Origin of the sequence: Methyloversatilis discipulorum, from assembly GCF_018780585.1 — a bacterium.
GTDB classification, from domain to species: domain Bacteria; phylum Pseudomonadota; class Gammaproteobacteria; order Burkholderiales; family Rhodocyclaceae; genus Methyloversatilis; species Methyloversatilis discipulorum_B.
Map to the genome: position 1 here is coordinate 1 of NZ_JADMJL010000016.1, position 21982 is coordinate 21982.

12 protein-coding genes and 3 tRNA genes are annotated in these 21982 nt (G+C 66.0%); 12 read left to right on the forward strand and 3 right to left on the reverse strand.

Annotated elements, in window-relative coordinates:
• The first annotated feature begins 241 nt into the window (after positions 1-241).
• The 7 genes from tig (at position 242) to IV112_RS06065 (ending at position 8325) form a co-directional block, all read left to right on the forward strand.
• A complete protein-coding gene (gene tig / locus IV112_RS06035) occupies positions 242-1543 on the forward strand; it encodes a trigger factor (RefSeq protein ID WP_304001855.1) in 1302 nt (433 codons plus the stop codon).
• Between the two features lie 85 nt (positions 1544-1628).
• Positions 1629-2246, forward strand: coding sequence for an ATP-dependent Clp endopeptidase proteolytic subunit ClpP (gene clpP / locus IV112_RS06040; protein WP_019917133.1), 618 nt, complete (start codon positions 1629-1631; stop codon positions 2244-2246).
• A 53-nt stretch (positions 2247-2299) separates the two neighbouring features.
• Positions 2300-3565, forward strand: a complete 1266-nt coding sequence (clpX, locus tag IV112_RS06045; protein ID WP_019917134.1) for an ATP-dependent Clp protease ATP-binding subunit ClpX — start codon at positions 2300-2302, stop codon at positions 3563-3565.
• A 105-nt stretch (positions 3566-3670) separates the two neighbouring features.
• Positions 3671-6082, forward strand: coding sequence for an endopeptidase La (lon, locus tag IV112_RS06050; RefSeq protein ID WP_304001856.1), 2412 nt, complete (start codon positions 3671-3673; stop codon positions 6080-6082).
• Positions 6083-6162: 80 nt separating this feature from the next.
• A tRNA-Val gene (locus tag IV112_RS06055) sits at positions 6163-6238 on the forward strand.
• 27 nt (positions 6239-6265) lie between these two features.
• Positions 6266-6342: transfer RNA gene (locus tag IV112_RS06060), tRNA-Asp, on the forward strand.
• Positions 6343-6420: 78 nt separating this feature from the next.
• Positions 6421-8325, forward strand: coding sequence for a SurA N-terminal domain-containing protein (locus IV112_RS06065; RefSeq protein WP_304001858.1), 1905 nt, complete (start codon positions 6421-6423; stop codon positions 8323-8325).
• Positions 8326-8409: 84 nt separating this feature from the next.
• Here IV112_RS06065 and IV112_RS06070 read toward each other — a convergent pair whose 3' ends face one another.
• Positions 8410-9045 carry a TetR family transcriptional regulator gene (locus tag IV112_RS06070; protein ID WP_304001859.1) on the reverse strand — a complete coding sequence of 212 codons (636 nt, stop codon included), beginning with the start codon at positions 9043-9045 and terminating at the stop codon, positions 8410-8412.
• A gap of 218 nt (positions 9046-9263) precedes the next feature.
• Positions 9264-9338: transfer RNA gene (locus tag IV112_RS06075), tRNA-Val, on the reverse strand.
• Positions 9339-9442: 104 nt separating this feature from the next.
• On the opposite strand from IV112_RS06075, the gene gltX reads away from it, so the two are divergent.
• The 5 genes from gltX to IV112_RS06100 all read left to right on the forward strand — a co-directional run bounded on the left by gltX (position 9443) and on the right by IV112_RS06100 (position 20226).
• The gene (gene gltX, locus IV112_RS06080) at positions 9443-10840 is read left to right on the forward strand and encodes a glutamate--tRNA ligase (protein WP_304001862.1); all 1398 of its coding nucleotides are present in this window, start codon (positions 9443-9445) and stop codon (positions 10838-10840) included.
• Between the two features lie 190 nt (positions 10841-11030).
• Positions 11031-12098 carry a toll/interleukin-1 receptor domain-containing protein gene (locus tag IV112_RS06085; RefSeq protein ID WP_304001864.1) on the forward strand — a complete coding sequence of 356 codons (1068 nt, stop codon included), beginning with the start codon at positions 11031-11033 and terminating at the stop codon, positions 12096-12098.
• A 16-nt stretch (positions 12099-12114) separates the two neighbouring features.
• Positions 12115-17529: a DUF7379 domain-containing protein gene (locus IV112_RS06090; RefSeq protein WP_304001866.1), complete on the forward strand. Its 5415-nt coding sequence runs from the start codon at positions 12115-12117 to the stop codon at positions 17527-17529.
• 20 nt (positions 17530-17549) lie between these two features.
• Complete coding sequence (locus IV112_RS06095; protein WP_304001868.1) at positions 17550-18695, forward strand: hypothetical protein; 1146 nt, start codon at positions 17550-17552, stop codon at positions 18693-18695.
• Positions 18696-18792: 97 nt separating this feature from the next.
• Positions 18793-20226, forward strand: coding sequence for a mannose-1-phosphate guanylyltransferase/mannose-6-phosphate isomerase (locus tag IV112_RS06100; protein WP_304001870.1), 1434 nt, complete (start codon positions 18793-18795; stop codon positions 20224-20226).
• Between the two features lie 36 nt (positions 20227-20262).
• Here IV112_RS06100 and IV112_RS06105 read toward each other — a convergent pair whose 3' ends face one another.
• Positions 20263-21915, reverse strand: a complete 1653-nt coding sequence (locus tag IV112_RS06105) for a methyl-accepting chemotaxis protein (RefSeq protein WP_304001872.1) — start codon at positions 21913-21915, stop codon at positions 20263-20265.
• Positions 21916-21982: the final 67 nt, after the last annotated feature.

Below are 21982 nucleotides of genomic sequence, written 5' to 3' on the forward strand. Positions count from 1 at the left end.
ATCGCACGACACGGCATCCACAACATCAACATCATCGACCTCGATAACGTCGCCGCGGTGCGACGAACGCGGATGCCAGCTCGCAGGTGCGGCATCGAATGATCGCCAAACTTGGTCGATCGGATTACCAGGCGTAAGGCTCAGAGCGTTGCGTGCTGTGTTATCCTAGAAAGCTATCCGCGATCGCGGAATTTCATACAATCACGCCTAATTTTTCCCTACGATTCAAGGACATTCGCTAATGGCGCAGAACACCTCACCCGTGAACACACTCGAGCGGAAGATCAACATGTCGGTGGTTGCCGCGGATGTCGAAAAGAGCGTTGCGGTTCGCCTTGCGCGGATGGCGCGCACGGTCAAGATGCCCGGCTTCCGCCCGGGCAAGGTGCCGATGAAGATCGTCGAGCAGCAATACTCGGCGCAAGCTCGCTCCGAGGCGTTCACAGAAGCCGTTCAGCAAGCTTTCGGCGCCGCAGTGCGCGAGCAGAACCTCCGCGTTGCCGGTTTTCCGAAGATCGAACCCGCAGAATCCACCGAACCTGGCAAGGTTTTCTTCAGTGCTACCTTCGAGGTGTACCCGGAGATCGTTGCGGTGGACCTCAGCGGCAAGACGCTCGAGCGCTCGGTATTGACCGTCGGAGATGCGGAGGTCGAAAAGACGCTCGAAGTTCTGCGTAAGCAGCGTGTCAGCTACGTTGCTGCGGATAAGGCTGCCGCCAAGGATGATCGGATTGTCATGGACTTCCGCGGAACGCGGGAAGGCGAAGCTTTCGACGGCGGCACCGCGGAAGACTTCCCTGTCGTTCTTGGTGCGGGCGCGCTGTTGCCCGAGTTCGAGACGAATGTCGAAGGCTTGAAGGCGGGCGATTCCAAGACGTTCTCGCTGACCTTCCCCGAGGACTATCAGGCAAAGGATCTGGCCGGTACGACGGTTCAGTTCGAGGTCAAGATCAAGTCGGTGGAGGCCCCGGTGCTCCCTGAGCTTTCCGCCGATTTCGCGAAGTCCCTCGGTGTTCCGTCCGGCGACGTCGAACAGCTCAAGGCGGACGTCAAGTCCAACCTGGAACGTGAAGTCAAGAAGCGCCTGCAGGCACGCGTCAAGAACGAGGTCATGAATCTGCTGCTCGAAACGCATGAGTTTGACGTGCCGAGCGCGCTGGTCGAGCAGGAGTCGCAGCGCATGGCGGAAGAAGCGCGTGCAAATCTTGCCTCACGCGGCATGAACGTGAAGGACATTCCGGTCGAGCCGGCATGGTTTGCCGAACAAGCTGTGCGCCGTGTCCGTCTCGGCCTCGTTGTTGCCGAGATCGTCAAGAAGAACGAGCTGTATGCGAAGCCGGAACAAATCCGCGCCGTGGTGGAAGAGCAGGCTCAAAGTTATGAAGATCCCGCCGATGTCGTTCGCTGGTACTACAGCGATACGCAACGTCTGGCACAAGTCGAAGCGCTCGTTGTCGAAGACAACGTGGTCGACTGGGTGCTGGGCGTCGCAAAGGTGTCGGACAAGGCTGTCGAGTTTGACGACCTGATGGCAACGAACTGATTGATCGGTACGACGTGTCGGGTCCGATGCTTGCTTGTATGAATACGAGAGGCCGCACCGGCGGCCTCGTCCGGGAGAGTATCGAATGATGTCGGAAACAGTCGGTCTGGGCATGGTGCCCATGGTCATCGAGCAAAGTGGTCGGGGCGAGCGCGCTTACGACATTTACTCGCGTCTGCTGCGTGAACGCGTGGTGTTCCTGGTCGGACCCGTGAATGACACTACGGCCAACCTGATCGTTGCGCAGTTGCTGTTCCTTGAATCCGAGAATCCGGACAAGGACATCTTCTTCTACATCAACTCGCCGGGCGGCTCGGTCACTGCGGGCTTGTCGATCTACGACACGATGCAGTTCATCAAGCCGGACGTGTCTACGCTGTGTATCGGTCAGGCCGCCAGTATGGGCGCGTTCCTGCTGTCGGCGGGTGCGAAGGGCAAGCGCTTCTGCCTGCCGAACTCGCGCGTGATGATTCATCAACCGATGGGCGGTTTTCAGGGGCAGGCGTCGGACATCGAAATCCACGCCCGGGAAATCCTGACGCTGCGCGCCAAGCTGAACAACATCATGGCGCACCACACCGGTCAGCCGATCGAAACAATCGAACGCGACACGGATCGCGACAATTTCCTTTCGGCGGAACAGGCGCGCGAGTACGGCATTATTGATAAGGTACTGACAACGCGGGCGGAGAGTGCCGCCTGAGTGCGGGTGTCCGCATGCAACGCAGGTGTACCTGTCAAGTTTGGAGTTGAGTCATGACCGACAAGAAATCGGGTTCCGAAAAGCTGCTCTACTGCTCGTTTTGCGGGAAGAGTCAGCATGAAGTGAAGAAGCTCATCGCCGGGCCGTCGGTCTTCATCTGCGACGAATGCATCGATCTGTGCAACGACATCATTCGAGACGAAATCAGCAGCGAGCAGGCGGGCAAGAGTGCGCGCGGTGATCTGCCGTCTCCGAAGGAGATCTGCGAGATTCTCGATCAGTACGTGATCGGGCAATCGCCGGCCAAGCGCATTCTCGCGGTTGCCGTCTACAACCATTACAAGCGCCTGCGCCACATGTCGCGCAAGGACGAGGTCGAACTGTCGAAGAGCAACATCCTGCTCGTCGGTCCGACCGGGTCGGGCAAAACGCTGCTCGCGCAGACGCTTGCGCGCCTGCTCAATGTGCCCTTCGTGATGGCTGACGCCACGACGCTGACCGAAGCGGGCTACGTTGGCGAAGACGTCGAGAACATCATCCAGAAGCTGCTGCAGAAGTGCGACTACGAAGTCGAGCGCGCGCAGCAGGGCATCGTCTACATCGACGAAATCGACAAGATTTCGCGCAAATCCGACAACCCGTCGATCACTCGCGACGTATCGGGCGAGGGCGTGCAGCAAGCGCTGCTCAAGCTGATCGAGGGCACGGTCGCCAGCGTGCCGCCGCAAGGCGGTCGCAAGCACCCGAACCAGGACTTCGTTCAGGTCGATACGACCAACATCCTGTTCATCTGCGGCGGCGCGTTCGACGGTCTGGAGAAGGTCATTCGCAATCGCACCGAGCAGGTTGGCATCGGCTTCGGTGCCGAGGTGAAGAGCCGCGATAACCGCAGCACAGGCGAGGCGCTGCGCAATGTCGAACCTGAGGATCTGATCAAGTTCGGCCTGATTCCCGAGTTCGTTGGCCGTCTGCCGGTCGTTGCGACGCTGCAGGAGCTGGACGAGGAAGCGCTGATCCAGATCCTGATCGAGCCGAAAAACGCGCTGATCAAGCAGTACCAGAAGCTGTTCCAGATGGAAGGCGTCGAGCTCGAGGTGCGCCCGGGTGCGCTGCAGGCGATCGCCCGCAAGGCACTGAAGCGCAAGACCGGGGCACGTGGTCTGCGCAGCATCATCGAGTCGGCACTGCTGGACACGATGTACGAACTGCCGGGCATCGAGAATGTCGCAAAGGTGGTGATTGACGAGGGCGTGATCGACGGCGAGACCAAGCCGATCATGCTGTTCGCCGATCAGCCCAAGGTGTCCGGTTCGAACTGATACCCGCGCGTCGGTTTGCGCGCTGCGCGGGTGCCGGAGCCGGGGCGGCTTGATTCGGGAAGTGCCGCCCCAATCTGTCTGACACTGTCGCGTTAAGGAATAGCAATGTCCAGCCTCCAAACCGTTCCCGAGCAACTCGAACTGCCGCTTCTGCCATTGCGGGACGTCGTCGTCTTCCCGCACATGGTGATCCCGCTGTTCGTCGGTCGCCCGAAATCCATCAAGGCGCTCGAGTCGGCCATGGAAGCCGGCAAGAGCATTCTGCTGGTGGCACAGAAGTCTGCCGCCAAGGATGAGCCGAATCCCGAAGATCTCTACCGTATTGGCTGCGTTGCCAACATCCTGCAGATGCTCAAGCTGCCGGACGGCACCGTAAAGGTGCTGGTCGAAGGCACGCAGCGTGCAACGGTCGAGGACATCGTCGATATCAAGACGCTGTTCATGGCCCAGGTCACCACGGTGCCCGCCGTCGAGCAGACCTCGCACGAAATTGAGGCGATGCGTCGTGCGCTGATCAGCCAGTTCGATCAGTACGTCAAGCTCAACAAGAAGATTCCGCCGGAAATCCTGACCTCGCTGTCCAGCATCGAGGAAGCGGGCCGTCTGGCGGACACGGTGGCTGCGCACCTGCCGCTCAAGCTCGAGCAGAAGCAGGACATCCTTGAGCTGTTCGGTACGGCCGAGCGCATCGAGCGCCTGCTGTCGCAACTGGAAACCGAACTCGACATCCTGCAGGTCGAAAAGCGCATCCGCGGCCGCGTGAAGCGGCAGATGGAGAAGAGCCAGCGCGAGTACTACCTGAACGAGCAGGTCAAGGCCATCCAGAAGGAACTGGGCGAGGGCGAGGACGGCGCCGATCTCGAGGAGATCGAGAAGAAGATCAAGGCCGCTGGCATGACCAAGGAAGCCATCGCCAAGGCGCAGTCCGAGCTGAAGAAGCTCAAGCTGATGTCGCCGATGTCGGCCGAAGCGACCGTTGTGCGCAATTTCATCGAGACGCTGGTCGGCCTGCCGTGGCGCAAGAAATCGCGCATTTCGAAGGATCTGGCCGAAGCCGAGAAGATTCTCGACAAGGACCACTACGGTCTGGAGAAGGTGAAGGAGCGCATTCTCGAATATCTGGCGGTGCAGCAGCGCGTCGACAAGCTGAAGGCGCCCATCCTGTGCCTGGTCGGCCCTCCGGGTGTCGGCAAGACCTCGCTCGGCCAGTCGATCGCCAAGGCGACCAACCGCAAGTTCGTGCGGATGGCGCTGGGCGGTGTGCGCGACGAAGCTGAAATCCGTGGCCACCGTCGCACCTACATCGGTTCGATGCCGGGCAAGATCCTGCAGAACATGACCAAGGTCGCGGTGAAGAACCCGCTCTTCCTGCTCGACGAGGTCGACAAGATGGGGCAGGACTTCCGCGGCGACCCGTCGTCGGCACTGCTCGAAGTGCTCGATCCGGAGCAGAACTCGACTTTCGTCGACCACTACGTCGAGGTCGAGTACGACCTGTCGGACGTGATGTTCGTCGCGACGGCGAACTCGCTGAACATTCCGGCGCCGCTTCTCGACCGGATGGAAGTGATCCGGCTGTCGGGCTACACCGAAGAAGAGAAGGTCAACATCTGCCAGCGCTATCTCGTGCCGAAGCAGATGAAGAACAACGGCCTGAAGAAGGAAGAGCTGTCGGTCACCGAAGACGCGCTGCGCGATATCGTGCGCTACTACACCCGCGAGGCCGGCGTGCGAGCGCTCGAACGTGAAGTGTCCAAGATCTGCCGCAAGGTGGTGAAGGGCCTGGTGATGCGCAAGCGTTCATCCAAGGTGATCGTCAACGCGAAGAACCTTGACAAGTTCCTCGGCGTGCGTCGCTACACCTTCGGCATCGCCGAGAAGGACAATCAGGTCGGACAGGTGACCGGTCTGGCCTGGACCGAAGTCGGCGGCGAACTGCTGACCATCGAAGTCGCGACCATGCCCGGCAAGGGCGCGGTGCAGCGTACCGGCTCGCTCGGCGACGTGATGAAGGAATCGGTCGAGGCTGCGCGCTCGGTGGTGCGCTCGCGCGCACGTCGCCTGGGCATCAAGGACGAGGTGTTCGAGAAGTCCGATCTGCACGTGCACTTCCCGGAAGGCGCGACGCCCAAGGACGGTCCGTCGGCGGGCATCGCGATCACCACCGCTCTGGTGTCTGCGCTGACCGGCATTCCGGTCCGTGCGGACGTCGCGATGACCGGCGAGATCACGCTGCGTGGCGAGGTGCTGGGCATTGGTGGCTTGAAGGAGAAGCTGCTCGCGGCGGTACGCGGCGGCATCCATACGGCGCTGATTCCGCAGGAGAACGTGAAGGACCTCGCGGACATGCCTGACACGCTGAAGAACTCGATCGAGATCGTGGCGGTGAAGTGGATCGACGACGTGCTCGAGCGCGCGCTCGAGCGCAAGCCCGATCCACTGCCCGAGGCCGATCCGGCAACCGTGGTCGCCAAGGTTGAGGAACCCGCAGCGGCCGGCTCGGTCGTTACGCACTGATCGCTGCCTGACAACAGCCCGCGAACCGCCTCTTGTGAGGTATTATCGCGGGCTGTTTTTTGCAGCGACCTTCAGGCAGCGGGTGCTTAGCTCAGTTGGTAGAGCGTCGCCCTTACAAGGCGAATGTCGGCGGTTCGAGCCCGTCAGCACCCACCAGTCCCTGCCTCGTTGCCCCGCAAAACTGGAGTGGTAGTTCAGTTGGTTAGAATACCGGCCTGTCACGCCGGGGGTCGCGGGTTCGAGTCCCGTCCACTCCGCCAAAACTGACAGCGGGCGAACGGTTGTTCGCCTTTTTCATTTCCTGCGCCCGAAAAGCCCGGGCTCCGCGAAAGGTTCCTATGTTCGATGCAGTCCGCAACAACAAGCGCGTGGTCCAGGCCGTCCTGTTGCTGATGGTGTTGCCCTTCGCCTTCTTCGGCGTCGAGTCCTACATGAACAACGATGCGGTGCGCGAGGACGCGGCGGTCGTTGGCAAGCTGAAGATCGCTCCGGAAGAGTTCGAACAGGCGCTGCGTGATCAGACCGATCGCCTGCGCGACATGGCGGGCGAACAGTTCGACCCGAAAATGATGGAAACGCCGCAGGCGCGTGCGCAGACGCTCGACGGCCTGGTGAGCCAGCGCATCCTGCTGCAGGAGGCGCAGCGTCAGCACATGACGGTTTCCGATGCGCGCATGAGCCAGATCATCGCCGGCGTTCCCGGTTTCCAGATCGACGGCAAGTTTTCCGAAGCACGCTTCGACCAGGTTGCCCAGACGCAGGGCTACAGCCGCGACGGCCTGCTCGCCCGCATCCGTCAGGATCTGGTGATCCGCCAGCTGTACACCGGTGTCGCCGGCAGTTCCTTCGTGCCGGCCTCGCTTGCCCGTCGCTGGGCACAGATGCAGCAAGAAGAGCGCGAGGTCAGCGAAGCCATCATCACCCCGTTCGAGTTCATCGAGCAGTTCAAGATCACGCCGGAGCAGGTGCGCAAGTACTACGACGACAACCAGAAGGAGTTCTCGGTCCCGGAGCAGGTCAAGGTCGAGTATCTCGTGCTCAGCGAAGCCGCGCTTGCGGCGGCACAGGAGGTCAGCGAGGAAGAGGTGCGCAAGACCTTCGAAGCCAACCAGTCGCGCTACATGCAGGGCGAGGAACGCAAGGCGCGTCATATCCTGCTGACCGTGGACGCGGGCGCCAGCGCCGAAGATCGCAAGGCGGTCAAGGCCAAGGCCGAGGCCCTGCAGAAGACGGTCAAGGCCGATCCGTCGAAATTCGCCGAACTGGCCAAGGCCAACTCCGAAGATCCGGGCTCGAAGGACAATGGCGGCGATCTGGGCTTCTTCGGCCGCGGCACCATGGTGAAGCCGTTCGAGGAGGCCGCTTTCGCGTTGAAGAAGGGCGAAGTCAGCGGTGTCGTCGAGACCGATTTCGGTTACCACATCATCCAGGTCGAGGACGTTCGCGGCGGTCAGGGCAAAACGCTCGAGCAGGCACGCGCGGAGATTACCGACGATCTGAAGAAGCAGGCGGCCCGTCGGCGCTTTGCCGAACTGGCGGAAACCTTCAGCAATACCGTCTATGAGCAGGCCGACAGTCTTGCACCGGCTGCCGAAAAGCTTGGTCTGCAGGTGAAGACCAGCCCGCTGATCCCCAAGGGGCTGCTGATGCCGGCGCCGTTCGACAACGAGAAGCTGCGTGAGGCGATCTTTTCGGAAGATGCGGTCAAGAACCGTCGCAACACGCAGGCGATCGAGACCGCGTCGAACACCCTGGTGTCGGCGCGCGTGATCGAACAGCTGCCGCCGTCGATCAAACCCTTCGAAACAGTGCAGGCCGACATCGAGAAGAAGCTGGGCTTCGAAGCGGGCCGCAAGATGGCGCTGGAGCGGGGCGAAGCGTCGCTCGCCAAGCTGCGTGCCGGCGAGGAGGCGCCGCTGAACTGGTCGCCGCCGCAGGACATCTCGCGCGCCCAGGCGCAGGGTCCGGCCGCCACTATGGTGCGCGCCATCTTCAATGCACCGGCCAACAAGCTGCCAGCCTATCTGGGCTTCCCGATGGATAACGGTGGTTTTGCGATCTTCCGCATCACCGCCGTCAAGCAGCCGAAGGAAGCGCTCGATCCCGCGCGCGTCGAAGCGATCAAGGCGCAACTCGAACAGACCGTGTCGCAGGACGATTTCGCCGCCTATCTTGCCTCGCTGCGCAAGGAGTATCCGGTGACCGTCAATCGCAAACTGATCGACAACGCCAAGCAGCCCTGAGCGCGCGCAGCTTGAACAAGAAGGCCACCTCGAGGGTGGCCTTTTTTTCGTCCCTAAGGTTCCGGCCGATGTTCCGGCCTACGTTCAGGCGTAGGCGGTGGGGTCGGGCGCGTTGCGCAGACCGGTCAGGAAGGTGTCGACCAGCCAGGGCGCCCGGGCGCGCAGATCGAAATCGCGGCGTTCGATCCAGCTGCGCATCAGCCCGCCGATGAATGCGTGCATGGCCTCGGCGGTTTCCTTCGGCGGCAGGTGCGCCGGCAACTGGCCCTGGCGCACGGCCGCCGCGAAGACCACTTCCAGCATGGACAGGCAGCGCGTGTGCGTCTCCAGTTCGCGCGAGCGCAGGCGATCAAAGTCGGGGCCGCCATCGAGCTTGCAGAACTTGATCTCGAACACCGACTGCACGCGTTCGCACTCGGCCAGCATGCGCAGCACGTGGATTGCGTCGTTGCGCAGATAGCCCAGCGGATCGTTGCCGGGGTCGGCCGCCAGATCGCTGAGCATGGCCTGCATCGGCGTGCTCACGCGTTCGCATACGGCTTCGAAAATGTCCGCCTTGTTTTCGAAGTGCCAATACACGGCGCCGCGCGTATGACCGGCGCTCTTGGCGATGTCGTCCAGCGTAGTGCTGGCGACCCCCTTTTCGCGGAAGCAGCGCTCCGCCGCGTCGAGCAACTGAATGCGCGTCGCTTCGGCTTCTTCCTTGGTGCGTCTGACCATATGAGCTGTAAGGGATTTATACAAACAGACGTGAATGTATATTTTCTTCGCGCCCGCGTCAAAGTGGTGCAACAAGCTGCGAGGCGCGCAGCGTAACAGCGGCCATCGCAGCGTGCATGGCAAAAAGCTTGAAACGACGTACTGTCGGCGATGCCTGGCGCGGCATGGCGCCGGGACAAAAGAAAAGGGCCCAGACCGTGAGGTCTGAGCCCTGAATGTGGTGGGCAGTAGTGGGATCGAACCACTGACCCCCGCCGTGTGAAGGCGGTGCTCTACCGCTGAGCTAACTGCCCTGTATTCGTGACAGGGCGCGAATACTAGCCGGTGAACGTCGGCGCGTCAAATGCTGTTGTGCGACGCGCTACAATCGCGCGCTCACTTTTACGTGTCTCCTGCCATGTCCCAGGTCGTTCGTACCCGTTTCGCCCCCAGCCCCACTGGTTATCTGCACATCGGCGGCGCCCGCACCGCGCTGTTCTCGTGGGCCTATGCACGCCGGCATGGCGGCCAGTTCATCCTGCGCATCGAAGATACCGACGTCGCGCGCTCGACCCCGGAGGCCGTGCAGGCGATTCTCGATGGGATGAAGTGGCTGGATCTGGGCCATGACGAGGGCCCGTTCTACCAGATGCAGCGCATGGATCGTTACAAGGCGGTGATCGCGCAGATGCTGGAGCAGGGGCATGCCTACCGCTGCTACACCACGCCCGAGGAACTCGATGCGCTGCGCGAACGTCAGCGCGCCAACAACGAGAAGCCGCGTTACGACGGACGCTGGCGCCCGGCGCCCGGCAAGACGCTGCCGGCACCGCCGGCCGGCGTACAGCCGGTCATCCGCTTCTGCAATCCGCTGGATGGCGTCGTCGCCTGGGAGGATCAGGTGAAGGGCCGCATCGCCATCGCCAACGAGGAGCTGGATGACCTCATCATCGCCCGTGCCGACGGTACGCCCACCTATAACTTCTGCGTCTGCGTCGACGACTGGGACATGGGCATTACCCACGTCATCCGCGGCGACGATCACGTGAACAACACGCCGCGCCAGATCAACATCCTGCGCGCACTCGGTGCCACGGTGCCGCAATACGCGCATCTGTCGATGATCCTCGGCGACGACGGTCAGAAGCTTTCCAAGCGTCATGGCGCGGTCAGCGTGATGCAGTACGACGAAGACGGCTACCTGCCGGAGGCGGTGATCAACTATCTGGCGCGTCTTGGCTGGAGCCACGGCGACGACGAAATCTTCTCGCGCGAGCAGTTCGTGCAGTGGTTCGATCTCGACCACATCACGCCGTCGGCGGCCCAGTTCAACACTGAAAAGCTGCGCTGGCTCAACGCCCATTACATGAAGCAGGCGGACAACGCATGGCTGGCTGCCGACGTCGCAAGCCGGCTGGCACGCCGCGGTGTCGACCCGGAAACCGGGCCCTCGCTCGAGCCGCTGATCGCGCTGTACAAGGATCGCGTGTCCACGCTGGTCGAACTGGCCGATGCGCTCGAAGCCTTCTACATCGACCTGCACGTGGCGCCCGAACTGCTCGCCCAGCATCTGACCGACCCGGCGCGCGAGGCGCTGCGCAAGCTGTCCTCCCGCCTCGAAGCGGTCGCCTGGGACAAGGCCGCGCTGTCCGCCGCGATCAAGGAAACCTGTACCGAGTGCGGCCTGAAGATGCCGCAGGTCGCGATTCCGCTGCGCGTGGCGCTGCTCGGCCAGCCGCAGACGCCGTCGATCGACGCGGTGCTCGAAGCCTTCGGCCGCGAGCGTGTGCTCGCCCGGCTGAGCCGCGTGCTCTGATCCGGTCACCGTGCGCGGATCATCTGCGCACGGGCATCCCCGATGAGTGGCGCCGGCAGGTCCTGAACGGCCCCGCGCATCGTCCATCGGTCGGGGTGGTTCTCGTCTTGCATCGGGCATAGACTGAAGACGGATCCGCCGCTTCGAGGCTGAAGCGCGGACAGTCTGATGTCACAGTCCGGTACGGGCCATGAACCGCATCTTCATCAGCTACCGCAGCGCCGATGGGGCCAAGGACGCCAGCCGGCTGGCCGACGATCTCGGCCGCGTTTTCGGCGCCGACCATGTGTTCCTCGACCGGCAGGATCTGCGCGGCGGCAGCAGCTGGCGGCAGGAGATCGAGCGTGCTATCGGCCACCGGCCCATCGTGCTGCTGCTGGTCACGCCCGGTTTCGCAGGCGCGCGTCACGCCGACGGCCGGCTGCGCATCGATGACGCCGACGACCCGGTGCGCATGGAAATCCAGTCGGCCATCGACGCCGGCGCAGTGCTGATGCCACTGCGCGTCGATGGCACGCCGATGCCGCCGGCCAGCAGCCTGCCCGAACCCCTGCGCCTCATCACCGAGCGTCACGCGCTGCCGCTGCGCACCGACGACTGGACCCGCCTCGATCTGCCGCGCGTCGTCGCCGACATCGAGCGGCTGGGCGTGCCGCGCAGCGACGTCACCGCGGCGGAGAGCGTGCGGCCGGTGCGCAGCAATGCACGTCGCTGGGCGCTTGCCGCCGCGGGCGTGCTGGCGATCACCGCACTCGTTCGCTTCGCCGTCGAGGACGACGCCGAACTGCAGCTGCCGCCCACCGCGGCCGGCGTCGGCACCACCACGTCGTTGCCGCCGGCGGACGAAACGCAGCCGGTGGCCGCACTCGCCGCCGATCGGCCGTCGCTCGAAGGCCGCTGGCTGCTCACCACGCAGAACGGCGAGCGCATTCCGCTGCACCTGCGACACCGTGACGATCGGTTGTCGCTGCGTTCCGAGCCGGTGCGCGTCGACAACGATCCGGCCTGGCGCGACTACATCGCGTCGCTTGCCGCGATGGAGGGACCGCCGCTCACCCATATCGTCTTTACCGCCGAGGGCGCCGTATTCGGCGACCTCGCCGATCTGGCCGTGCGTGTCGTCAGCGCCGACGGCAGTTTTCTGGTCGACAGCGGCAATCTCACGCTGCGCATCGGCCCGGAGCGCCGCGTGCTGGCCGGCAAGGTCGAACTGAACAGTGGCGAACAGAATACGGTCGTGCTGTCGCGCCGACCCTGAACCGAGGAGACGGAACATGAGTGCAGCCCGATACCGCATACGCGGCACCGTCAGCGACGCGGCCACGCTGGACGCCGGCGCCGGTGTCGCGGTGCTGCACGGCCGCCGGCTGATCCCCGGCCGCGCGCGCGACGGTGTGACCGGCGAACTGGAGGTGGCTGCCGACGAGGTCGTGCGCATCGAACTCGACAACGGCTTCGTGCTGTGGAGCCGCACCGACGACCTGGTGCGCGAGCACGGCCGTCGTTCGGTGTCGCGTGATGGCGACAGCGCCTGGGAATTTGACGCGCTCGACACCGCCGCAGCGGCGCCGACCTCGCGCGGTGTGCTCGGGCTGGGCATTCGCGTGCTCGACTTCTTCGGCATCGATCTGAAGAAGAAGTCGGCCGCCGCGCTCGGCAAGTGGTTCGAGGAGAAGCGGCTTGGCCGCCCGCCTGGCCTGCACCTTTGTGCGCTCGACGCCTTTGCGCTGACGCCGCTGGCCGCGCGCGCGGCGATCGCTGCCGACGCCGGACCGCTGCTGGTTTTCCTTCATGGCACCGGCTCGAGCTGCGAAGGCAGCTTCGGCGGACTGTGGGATGCCGCCAATCGCGAGGGCGCCGCGCTGCGCCGCCGGCTCGGTGCGCGCTACGGCGAGCGGGTGTTCGCGCTCGAACACCGTTCGCTGACCGAGAGCCCGATCAGCAATGCGCTGGCGCTGGCCAAGCGCCTGCCCAAGGGGGCCGAGCTGCATCTGGTCAGTCATTCGCGCGGCGGCATGGTGGGTGAACTGATGTGCCTGGGCGAATGTCGCGGGCTGGACGCGGTCGTCGGCCGGCTCGATGAACTGTTCGCCGCCGACCGCACGCTGGCCGAGCAGATCGGCCTCGGCGCGCTCGACGATGCCGCCGAGGCGGCGCGCCACGCCGCCTATCAGGCCGATCGTGCGGATCTGGCGGCGCTGCTGGCGGAGCTGAAAGCCAAGCAGTTCCGCGTCAGCCGCTTCGTCCGCGTCGCCTGCCCGGCGCGCGGTACCACGCTGGCGTCGGGCCGCCTCGACCGCTGGCTGTCGGTGCTCGACTTCGTGTCCGGCAAGGCGCTGTTCGGCGACGCCGTCGACTTCCTGCTCGCCGTGGTGAAGGAACGCACGGATCCGCGCACGTTGCCCGGTGCCGAGGCGATGATGCCCGGCTCGGCGCTGACCCGGCTGCTCAATCACGCAGAACTCGAGACCGCTGCCGACCTCACGGTGATCGCCGGCGACGTCGAGGGCGAATCGCTGTGGCAGAAGATCAAGCTGCTTGCCACCGACTGGTTCTACGGCGCCGACCACGATCTGGTGGTGAACACCGGATCGATGAGCGGCGGGCTGCGCCGTCCGGCGAACGGCGCGCGCTTCGGTCGCGACGCGGGCGCTCAGGTCAATCATTTCCGCTACTTCGTCAACGAGAAGAGCGTGCGCTGGCTGGCCGCCGGCCTGCTGCGCGTCGAGGGTGACGATGCCGGTTTCCAGCCGATCGCCGAGGCGCCGCACGATCCGCCGCGCTGGCGCAGCGCGCTGGCGCGCAGCCAGAGTGCCGCCGAACCGCGGCCGCTGGCGGTGGTGTTGCCGGGCACCATGGGCAGCGAGCTGAGCGTCGACGGCGAACGCGTCTGGCTGGACTATCTCGCGCTGTTCAAGGGCGGACTCAAGCGCCTGCACATGGCGGCGGCGCAGGTCGAGCCGGGCGGACTGGTCGATCAGTTCTACGGGCCGCTGCTCGAATTCCTTGCGCGCAGTCACCGCGTCGAATTCTTCGCCTACGACTGGCGCCAGTCGGTGCGCGCTGCCGCAGCGCGGCTGGCCGAGCGGCTGGAGGCGGTGGTCGCGCGCGCCGAGGCCGAGCAGCAACCGGTGCATATCGTCGCCCACTCGATGGGCGGACTGGTGGTGCGCGCGCTGATGAGCGACGGCGGTCGCGGTGCGGCCGTGTGGGCGCGCATCACCCGGCTGCCGGGCAGCCGATTCCTGATGCTCGGTACACCGAACGCCGGCTCGCACGAGGCGGTGCGCTGGCTCACCGGCCACAATCCGACGCAGGCGCGTCTTGCGCTGCTCGACTTCACGCAGAGCACCACCGACATCATCGATCTGGTGCGCACTTATCCCGGCCTGCTCGAACTGCTGCCCTTTGCCGACAGCGATCCGGACTTCGCCGACGTGGCGCGCTGGGAGGCGCTGCGCAAGCAGCTCGGCGCGCGCTGGAAGCCGGCCGACGCGAAAACACTGAAGTCCGCGCGCGACACCTGGACGCAGCTGAAGGCGATCGCGGTCGATACGCGCGTTGTCCGCTACGTGGCCGGTTGCCAGCCGGCCACCGTCATCGACTACCGCGTCGACGATGTCGATGACCCCTGGCCGCTTGGCCGCAAGCGCATCGACTTCGTTGCGACCGCGCGTGGCGATGGCACGGTGAGCTGGGCCTCCGGCGCGCTGCCCGGCGTGCCGATGTGGTACGCCGAAGACACCGCGCACGACTTCCTGTGCGCGCAGACGCGCGCCTTCGACGGCTACCTCGACATCCTGACCACCGGCAGCACGACCCGGCTGCCGTCGGCGCCGCCGGCCGGCGCGCGCACGGGCGGCACCGGCGAGGAGCTGTTCGTGCTGAAGCCGCTGCCGCCGGCCGACGGCATTCCGCAGGCGGCCGACATCGCCAGCTTCGGCTTCGGCGGCGGGACGCCGCCGCGTCGGGTCGAGCGCAGCACGCGCACGCCGATCACCGTGCGCGTGCGCCACTGCGAACTGAGCTATGCGCGCCACCCAGTGATGGTCGGACACTATGCCGGCGATACCATCGTCAGTGCCGAGGCGAGCATGGACCGGCGCATGCACGGTGCGCTGTCGCGCAGCCTGCAGCTGGGGCGCTATCCGGGTGCGGCAGGCACTCACGGCATCTTCATTCCGCGCGAAATGCACCAGCACCCGCAGGGCGCCATCGTGGTCGGCCTGGGCGAGGTAGGTGAGCTGAGCCCGGGGCTGCTGCAGGACGGCGTGCGCCGCGCGCTGCTCGATCTTGCACTGCAGGTGATCGAGTGGCCGGACGAGCGCTTCGGCCCGGCCGACGCGACGCGCAGCATCTGCGTGTCCACGCTGCTGGTCGGCACCGGTGCCGGCGGCATGCGCACGCGCGATTCGGTCGAGTCCATCCTGCGCGGCACCGGCGACGCCCAGCGCGCGCTGCGCGAGGGGGCGCTCGCCGGTCGCGTCGTCATCGGCGAGGTCGAATTCATTGAGCTGTACGAGGACATCGCCATCCAGGCCGCTGGCGCATTGCGCGAGGTGGTCGATGGCCCGCTGGCCGGCGACTTCGTATGGCCGGAACAGGTGCTCGGCCAGGGGCACGGTGGGCGTCGTCGCGTCTGCTTCGACGAGGACGCGAGCTGGTGGCACCGCCTGGAGATCTCCCACGACGCGCGTCGCGACGAACTGCGCTTCATCGCGCTGACCGACCGCGCGCGTGCCGAAATCAGCCTGGTCGGCGGCCAGCTGCAGCAGGTCGATGCCTTCGTCAGCCAGGCCTGCCGCTCCTGCGCCGCCGATGCCGACACGTCGCGCACGTTGTTCGAAATGTTGCTGCCGCACCGGATGAAGCAGTTGGCCCCGGAGCGGCGCAGCGTGGTGCTGCTGGTCGACGAGGTGTCCGGCCGTTTCCCGTGGGAACTGCTCGAGGATCGTTGGCAGGCCGGTCAGCGTCCGCCGGCCGTGGCCTCCGGCATGCTGCGCCAGCTGCGCACGTCGCAGTATCGCGAGCGACCGCTGGGTGCGACACGCGCCAGCGCACTGGTGATCGGCGATCCGGCGCCGCTGGGCCGCGGGTTTTCCGCACTGCCGGATGCCGCCGCCGAGGCGCGTGCGGTGGCCGGCGTACTGTCGTCCGGCGGTTGCGCGGTGACCGAGCTGATCCACGCCGAAGGTCGCGCCATCATGGCGGCGCTGCACCAGGACGCATGGCGCATCCTGCATCTGGCCGGCCACGGCGTTCACGAGTACGTGGTGCCCACCACCACGCCAGCGGACGGCGGCGGCGGCACGCGCAAGGTGTCCGGCATGGTGATCGGCGACGGCTGGTTTCTGACGCCCGGCGACGTCGAGCAGATGCGCTACGTGCCGGAACTGGTGTTCATCAACTGCTGCCATCTCGGCAATACCGGCGGCGACGATGCCGCCGGCTCCCCCGATCTCAATCGACTGGCCGCGAACCTGGCGACGCAGTTCATCCGCATGGGCGTGCGCGCCGTCGTCGCCGCAGGCTGGGCGGTCGATGACGCCGCCGCGCGCTGTTTCGCCGAAACCCTGTACGGCAGCCTGCTTGATGGCCGTGGCTTCGGCGACGCGGTGCGCATCGCGCGCGAGGCGACCTGGACCCGTCACCCGAAGGTGAATACCTGGGGCGCCTACCAGTGTTACGGCGATCCGGATTACCGCCTCGACCCGACCGGCCCGGCGCGCCGCGACAGCGCGCCGCCGCCCTTCACTACACCGTCCGAACTGGTGGTGCAGATCGACAACCGCAGCAGCGCGCTGATGAGCGGCGGCGCTGCGGCGAACGGTGGCGATGCCGATCCGTCGGCCTGGCTCGACAGCTACACCGCGCGCGTGCCGGCCGCCGCCCGTGCCGCCTGGCTGGCGCGCGCCGACGTCGCCGCGGCGATCGGTCTCTGTTTCGGCGAGTCCGGCCATTACGCGCTGGCGGCGCAGTGGCTGGACCGCGCGCGCGAGGCTGACGACGGTGATTGCCCGCTGCGCGTGCTCGAGCAGTCGGCCAATTTCAGGGTTCGGGCGGCCGACGACGAGTGGGCGCTGATGCGCGAGAAGCGCGGTGACGTAACCGACCTGGTTGCTGGCATCCGGCGCGCCATCGCCGACCTCGAACTGCTGACGCCATCGGCCAAGCGTTGCGCCTTGCTCGGCAGTGCGCACAAGCGGCTGGCCTGGATGCTAGATGGCGACGCGCGGCTGGCGGCGCTGGCCGACATGGCGAAGCACTACGGGCGGGCATTCGAGCTGGCCGCGCGCAACGAGGGGCAGACCGTGGACAGCTATGCCTTCGTCAATCTGTGGACGGCGCGACTGCTGCATGCGCGGCTGAGCGGTGCGGTACTGCCGGCGGATGACGCGCGCACCGTCCGCGACGGATGCGAGCGCGTGCAGCGGGATGCCGCCGCCCACCCCCATCCGGACTTCTGGAGTACGGCCGTGGTCGGCGACTGCGAACTGCTGTGCGCCTTGCTCGACGGGCGACTGGCTGCCGCCGAACAGGCGGGCATCGTCGGCGCCTATCGCGCCGCCTTCGCCCGCGGCGGCAGCGCACGAGAACGCGCGTCGGTGCTCGATCAGGTCGATTTCCTGATCGATCTGGGCGTGCTGCGCAGCGGCCTGAAAAAGGTGCGTGAGGCGCTCGGCGCCTGACCGGGACTCAAGGAGGACACATGGCCAGCGGACTGAAGTACGCGGACGACTATCTGATCGGTGGCCCGGCGCGCGCCCGCGTCACGCCCAACTTCCAGTTGTCGGAATACGCGCGCGCCGACGGCACGGTGCGCGTGCATCGCGAACTGCTGGCGGCCGTGCAGCGGGTACGCGACGAGCTCGGGGCCGGTGTCAGCATTGCCGGCGTTGCGCCCCGCGGTGGTCTGGGCGCAGGGATCGAAGGGCTTTTCGTCTGGCTGAAGGCGGCCGACCCGGTGGCGCTGGCCGACGCCGCCCGCCGTGTCGCGCGCGACGGCTGGCTGGCGCGGGTCGAGCTGCGCGGCGACCTGATCTATGTCGAGATGCACGACCCGTCGAAGTTGCCTGCGCTGGCCGCCGAGCGTGCGCTCGATCTGGCCATCGCGGTGACGGCCGCGTTCGAAACCCGTGGCGATCCCTATCTGCAGGTGACCGGCAATTTCGACGGCGCCGGTCTGTCCTTCGGGCCTCTGCAGGTCAATCTGGGCACCGGCACGCTGCAGGCGCTGTTCCGCCGTTTCGCCGCGCGCGACGAGGCCGCGCTGCGCGCCTGTTTCGGCGCGCTGTGGGACGAATGGCAGCGCATGCTGCGGTTGCCGTCGCGCGCCGCCCAGGTGCGCTGGGCCGACGCGCTGAGCCGTGGCCCGCGCAAGGCCGGTTTCGATCCGGCGTGGACGCGGGCGCTGCAGGCGGTTGGCCGACAGCCCGTTTTCCGCGCCGAATGGCTGCACTACGCCTACGATACCTACGGCCGAAAACTGGTCGTCGCGCTGGCCTGGCTGAAGGGCGTGCGGCCGATACCGATACGCAATTTCCGCTGCCTGGCCGCGCTGTACGACCTCTGTGTGCAGCAGGGCAGCCTGGACAAGGCGCACGCCGCCATCCGCCGGCGCATCGAGCGGGAGAACCCGCAGGACGAGTTCGCGCTGACCCGGATCGCGGTCGAGGAGCGGGGCCGGGCCGCCAATGCGCAGTGGCGCGCCGACTGCATCAGTCGCCGGTTGTGCATCCTCGAGCGCGAGCCGGTCAGGGTGATCGAATCCGGCCAGAGCGCGCAGCGCGACAATCCGCAGCTCCACCTGCTGCGCAACGCGCCGGTCCATCAGATGGAGCGCTGGCTCGCCTGAACTGGGGCCGGCACACCGGCTGTAACGGATTTATCGCAGACGGCGTGCAGGCGTCGCTTAAACTCGGGCGCTTCCGACATCCTTTCAGGTTTCCGTCATGTCCCTGCAGCCCGTCATCCTGTGCGGCGGTTCCGGCACCCGCCTGTGGCCCCTTTCGCGCGAACGCTACCCGAAACAGCTGCTGCCGCTCGATGGTGACAACACGCTGCTGCAGGACACCGCGCTGCGCGCCGGCGCGCCCGGCATCGAACTGGCGCCGCCGCTGGTGGTGTGCAACGAGGAATACCGCTTCCTGACGGCCGAACAGCTGCGTCAGATCGGCGTGCATCCGGCCGCGCTGCTGCTCGAACCGGTCGGCCGCAATACCGCGCCGGCGCTGGCACTGGCCGCGCTGGCCGCAGCCGGCCCCGATACCGTGCTGCTGGTCATGCCGTCCGACCACGTCATCCGCGACACCGCTGCCTTCCGCGATGCGGTGGCCATCGGTGCCGCCCAGGCGCAGCAGGGCGCGGTGGTCACTTTCGGCATCACGCCGGACCGCGCCGAAACCGGTTACGGCTACATCAAGGTGGGTGCCGCACTGGCCGGCAGCCCGGCGCGCACGCTGGACCGCTTCGTCGAGAAGCCGGACGCGCCGACCGCGCAGTCCTACCTGGAAAGCGGCAACTATCTGTGGAACGCCGGCATCTTCATGATGAAGGCCAGCGTCGCGCTGGATCTGCTGAAGCGTTTCCGCCCGGACATCGAGGCGGCCAGCCGCGCCGCCTACGAGGGCGGCGCGGCCGATCGCGACTTCTATCGCGTCGACAAGGCCGCTTTCGCCGCCTGCCCGTCGGATTCGATCGACTACGCAATCATGGAACCGCTGGCCGCTGGCGAACCGCGCGTGGCGCCGGCGGTGGTCGTACCGCTGGACGCAGGCTGGTCCGACGTTGGCGCCTGGGATGCGCTGTGGCAGGTTGCCGACAAGGACGCCGACGGCAACGTGGCGCGTGGCGACGTGCTGCTGCAGGACACCTCCGGCAGTCTGGTGTTCGCCGAAACGCGCATGGTGAGCTGCCTCGGCCTGAAGGACGTGGTGGTGGTCGAAACCAGCGACGCTGTCATGGTGGCGGCCAAGGACCGCACCCAGGACGTCAAGCGCATCGTGACCGAACTGAAGGCGCGCAAGCGGCCGGAGGCGGAAAACCACCGCAAGGTGTATCGCCCGTGGGGCTATTACGATTCGATCGACGCCGGCCCGCGCTTCCAGGTCAAGCGCATCGTCGTCAATCCGGGTGCTTCGCTGTCGCTGCAGATGCACCACCACCGCGCCGAACACTGGATCGTGGTCAGCGGCACCGCGCGCGTGACCTGCGGCGACAACGTGCTGCTGCTGTCGGAGAACCAGTCCACCTACATTCCGCTGGGCACCACGCACCGGCTGGAGAACCCGGGCAAGCTGCCGCTGGAAATGATCGAGGTGCAGTCCGGCAGCTATCTGGGCGAGGACGACATCGTCCGCTTCGAGGACACCTACGGTCGCAAGTGAGGGCGCCGGCCCGCGCGAGCGGGCCGTGTCGCCGGATCAGACGACGAAGGTTTCCAGCCGCTGCCGCATCGACTGCGACAGCGCGTTCATCGCGTCGGCCGCGTGGCTGACCTGACGCACCGCCGCGCTGTTGTGCTCGCTCATGCCGGCGATGCGCTCGACCTGCTGCGCGATGCTTTCGCTGGCGCTGGTCTGTTCGCGCAGCGCGCGTGAAATCTCATCGGTGGCACCGACAGCATTGCGCGATTCGCTCTTGATATCGTCCATCGCCTGCGCCGCCTGCTGCGTCGAACTGCCGATGTGATCGAACTGCGACACCAGTTCCTGCATGCTGGTACGGGTCTGCTCGGTCACCGACTGCACGTTGCCAACCACGCTGTCGATCTGTTTGGTCGCTTCGGTCGTGCGCTCGGCCAGTTTGCGCACCTCGTCGGCCACCACCGCGAAACCGCGGCCCTGTTCGCCGGCGCGTGCGGCCTCGATCGCGGCGTTGAGCGCCAGCAGATTGGTCTGGTCGGCGATGCCCTTGATGGTGCTGGCGATCTCGCCGATCTGTTCCACCTGACGGCTCAGTTCTTCCATGCCGCCGGCGGCCGCCTGAACGTCGACCGCGGCGTCGCGCATCGACGATGCGGTGGTTTCGATCACGTTGCCGCCAAAGTCGGCGCGTTCGAGCGAACTGCGCGATACGTCGCGCGCGTGACCGGCACTTTCGCTGACGTGGGCCACGCTGACGGCGAGCTGTTCGGCTGCCGCCGCCATGTTCGAGGTCGAGTCGTTCTGCTGCGCCACGGCGCCGGCCAGCGTATCGACGGAACCGTGCAGCGACGATGAATGGCTGGCGACCTGCTGCGCGTTGTCGCGCATCGACTTCAGTGTCGATTGCAGCTCGGCGAACAGCGCATTGATCGACGCGCCGGCCGCCGACAGTTCGTCGCCGCGGCTGTCAGGCGCACGCACGGTCAGGTCCATCCGTGCCCGTGCCTGCCCCAGCGCACCCTGCAGCGAGGACAGACTGGTGGTCAGTCGGCGCAGCGTCAGCACGATGCCGACGATCAGCAGCAGCGACAGCACGGCGATGGCGACGCTGAGCGTGATCAGACCGGTGCGGTACAGCGCGCTGGTGCGGGCGCGCGTGTCGTCACCCAGCGCCTTCACGTCCTGTTCGATCAGCCGGGTCAGCGCGGTCATCGCCTCGGTCGCGCTGCGGTCTATGCCCTTCACCGCGCGGTCGACCTTCTTGCCGGATTCGGGGTCGGCCGCGTCGAAATTCTTCAGTGCCGCGACGTAGCGCTCATGCATGGCGGCGTGGGCGGCAGCCAGAGCCTTCACTTCCGCGACACGTGGCGATCCTTCGGCCTGCAGGCGACCGGAGATGTCGCCCAGACGGGATGACACCTCCTGCGCGTGCTTTTCGAAACTCTTGCTGTAGCGCTGGAACTGCTCGACGTCGTTGCCGCGGATCAGGATGTTCTTCCATTCCTGCACCTGGGTCTTGAAGTCGATGCTGGCGTTCTGCACGTCGAGGCCGATGGCGACGGTGCGCTGCAGACGCGCAAGATCCTCGCCGACGCCGCGGTCGAGTCGGTAGAGCTGCAGCAGGCCGAAGCCGCCGGCCGCAAGCAGCCCGGCGAGGGCGACGAAGCCGAGGGCCAGCAGGCGGCCGCGCAGTGTTTTCAGTCCGTTCATGTCGGGCACTCCAGAGGCAAGTGCCTGAATATCGGAAAAAAACGTGAATTCTTTACGGTTCGATACG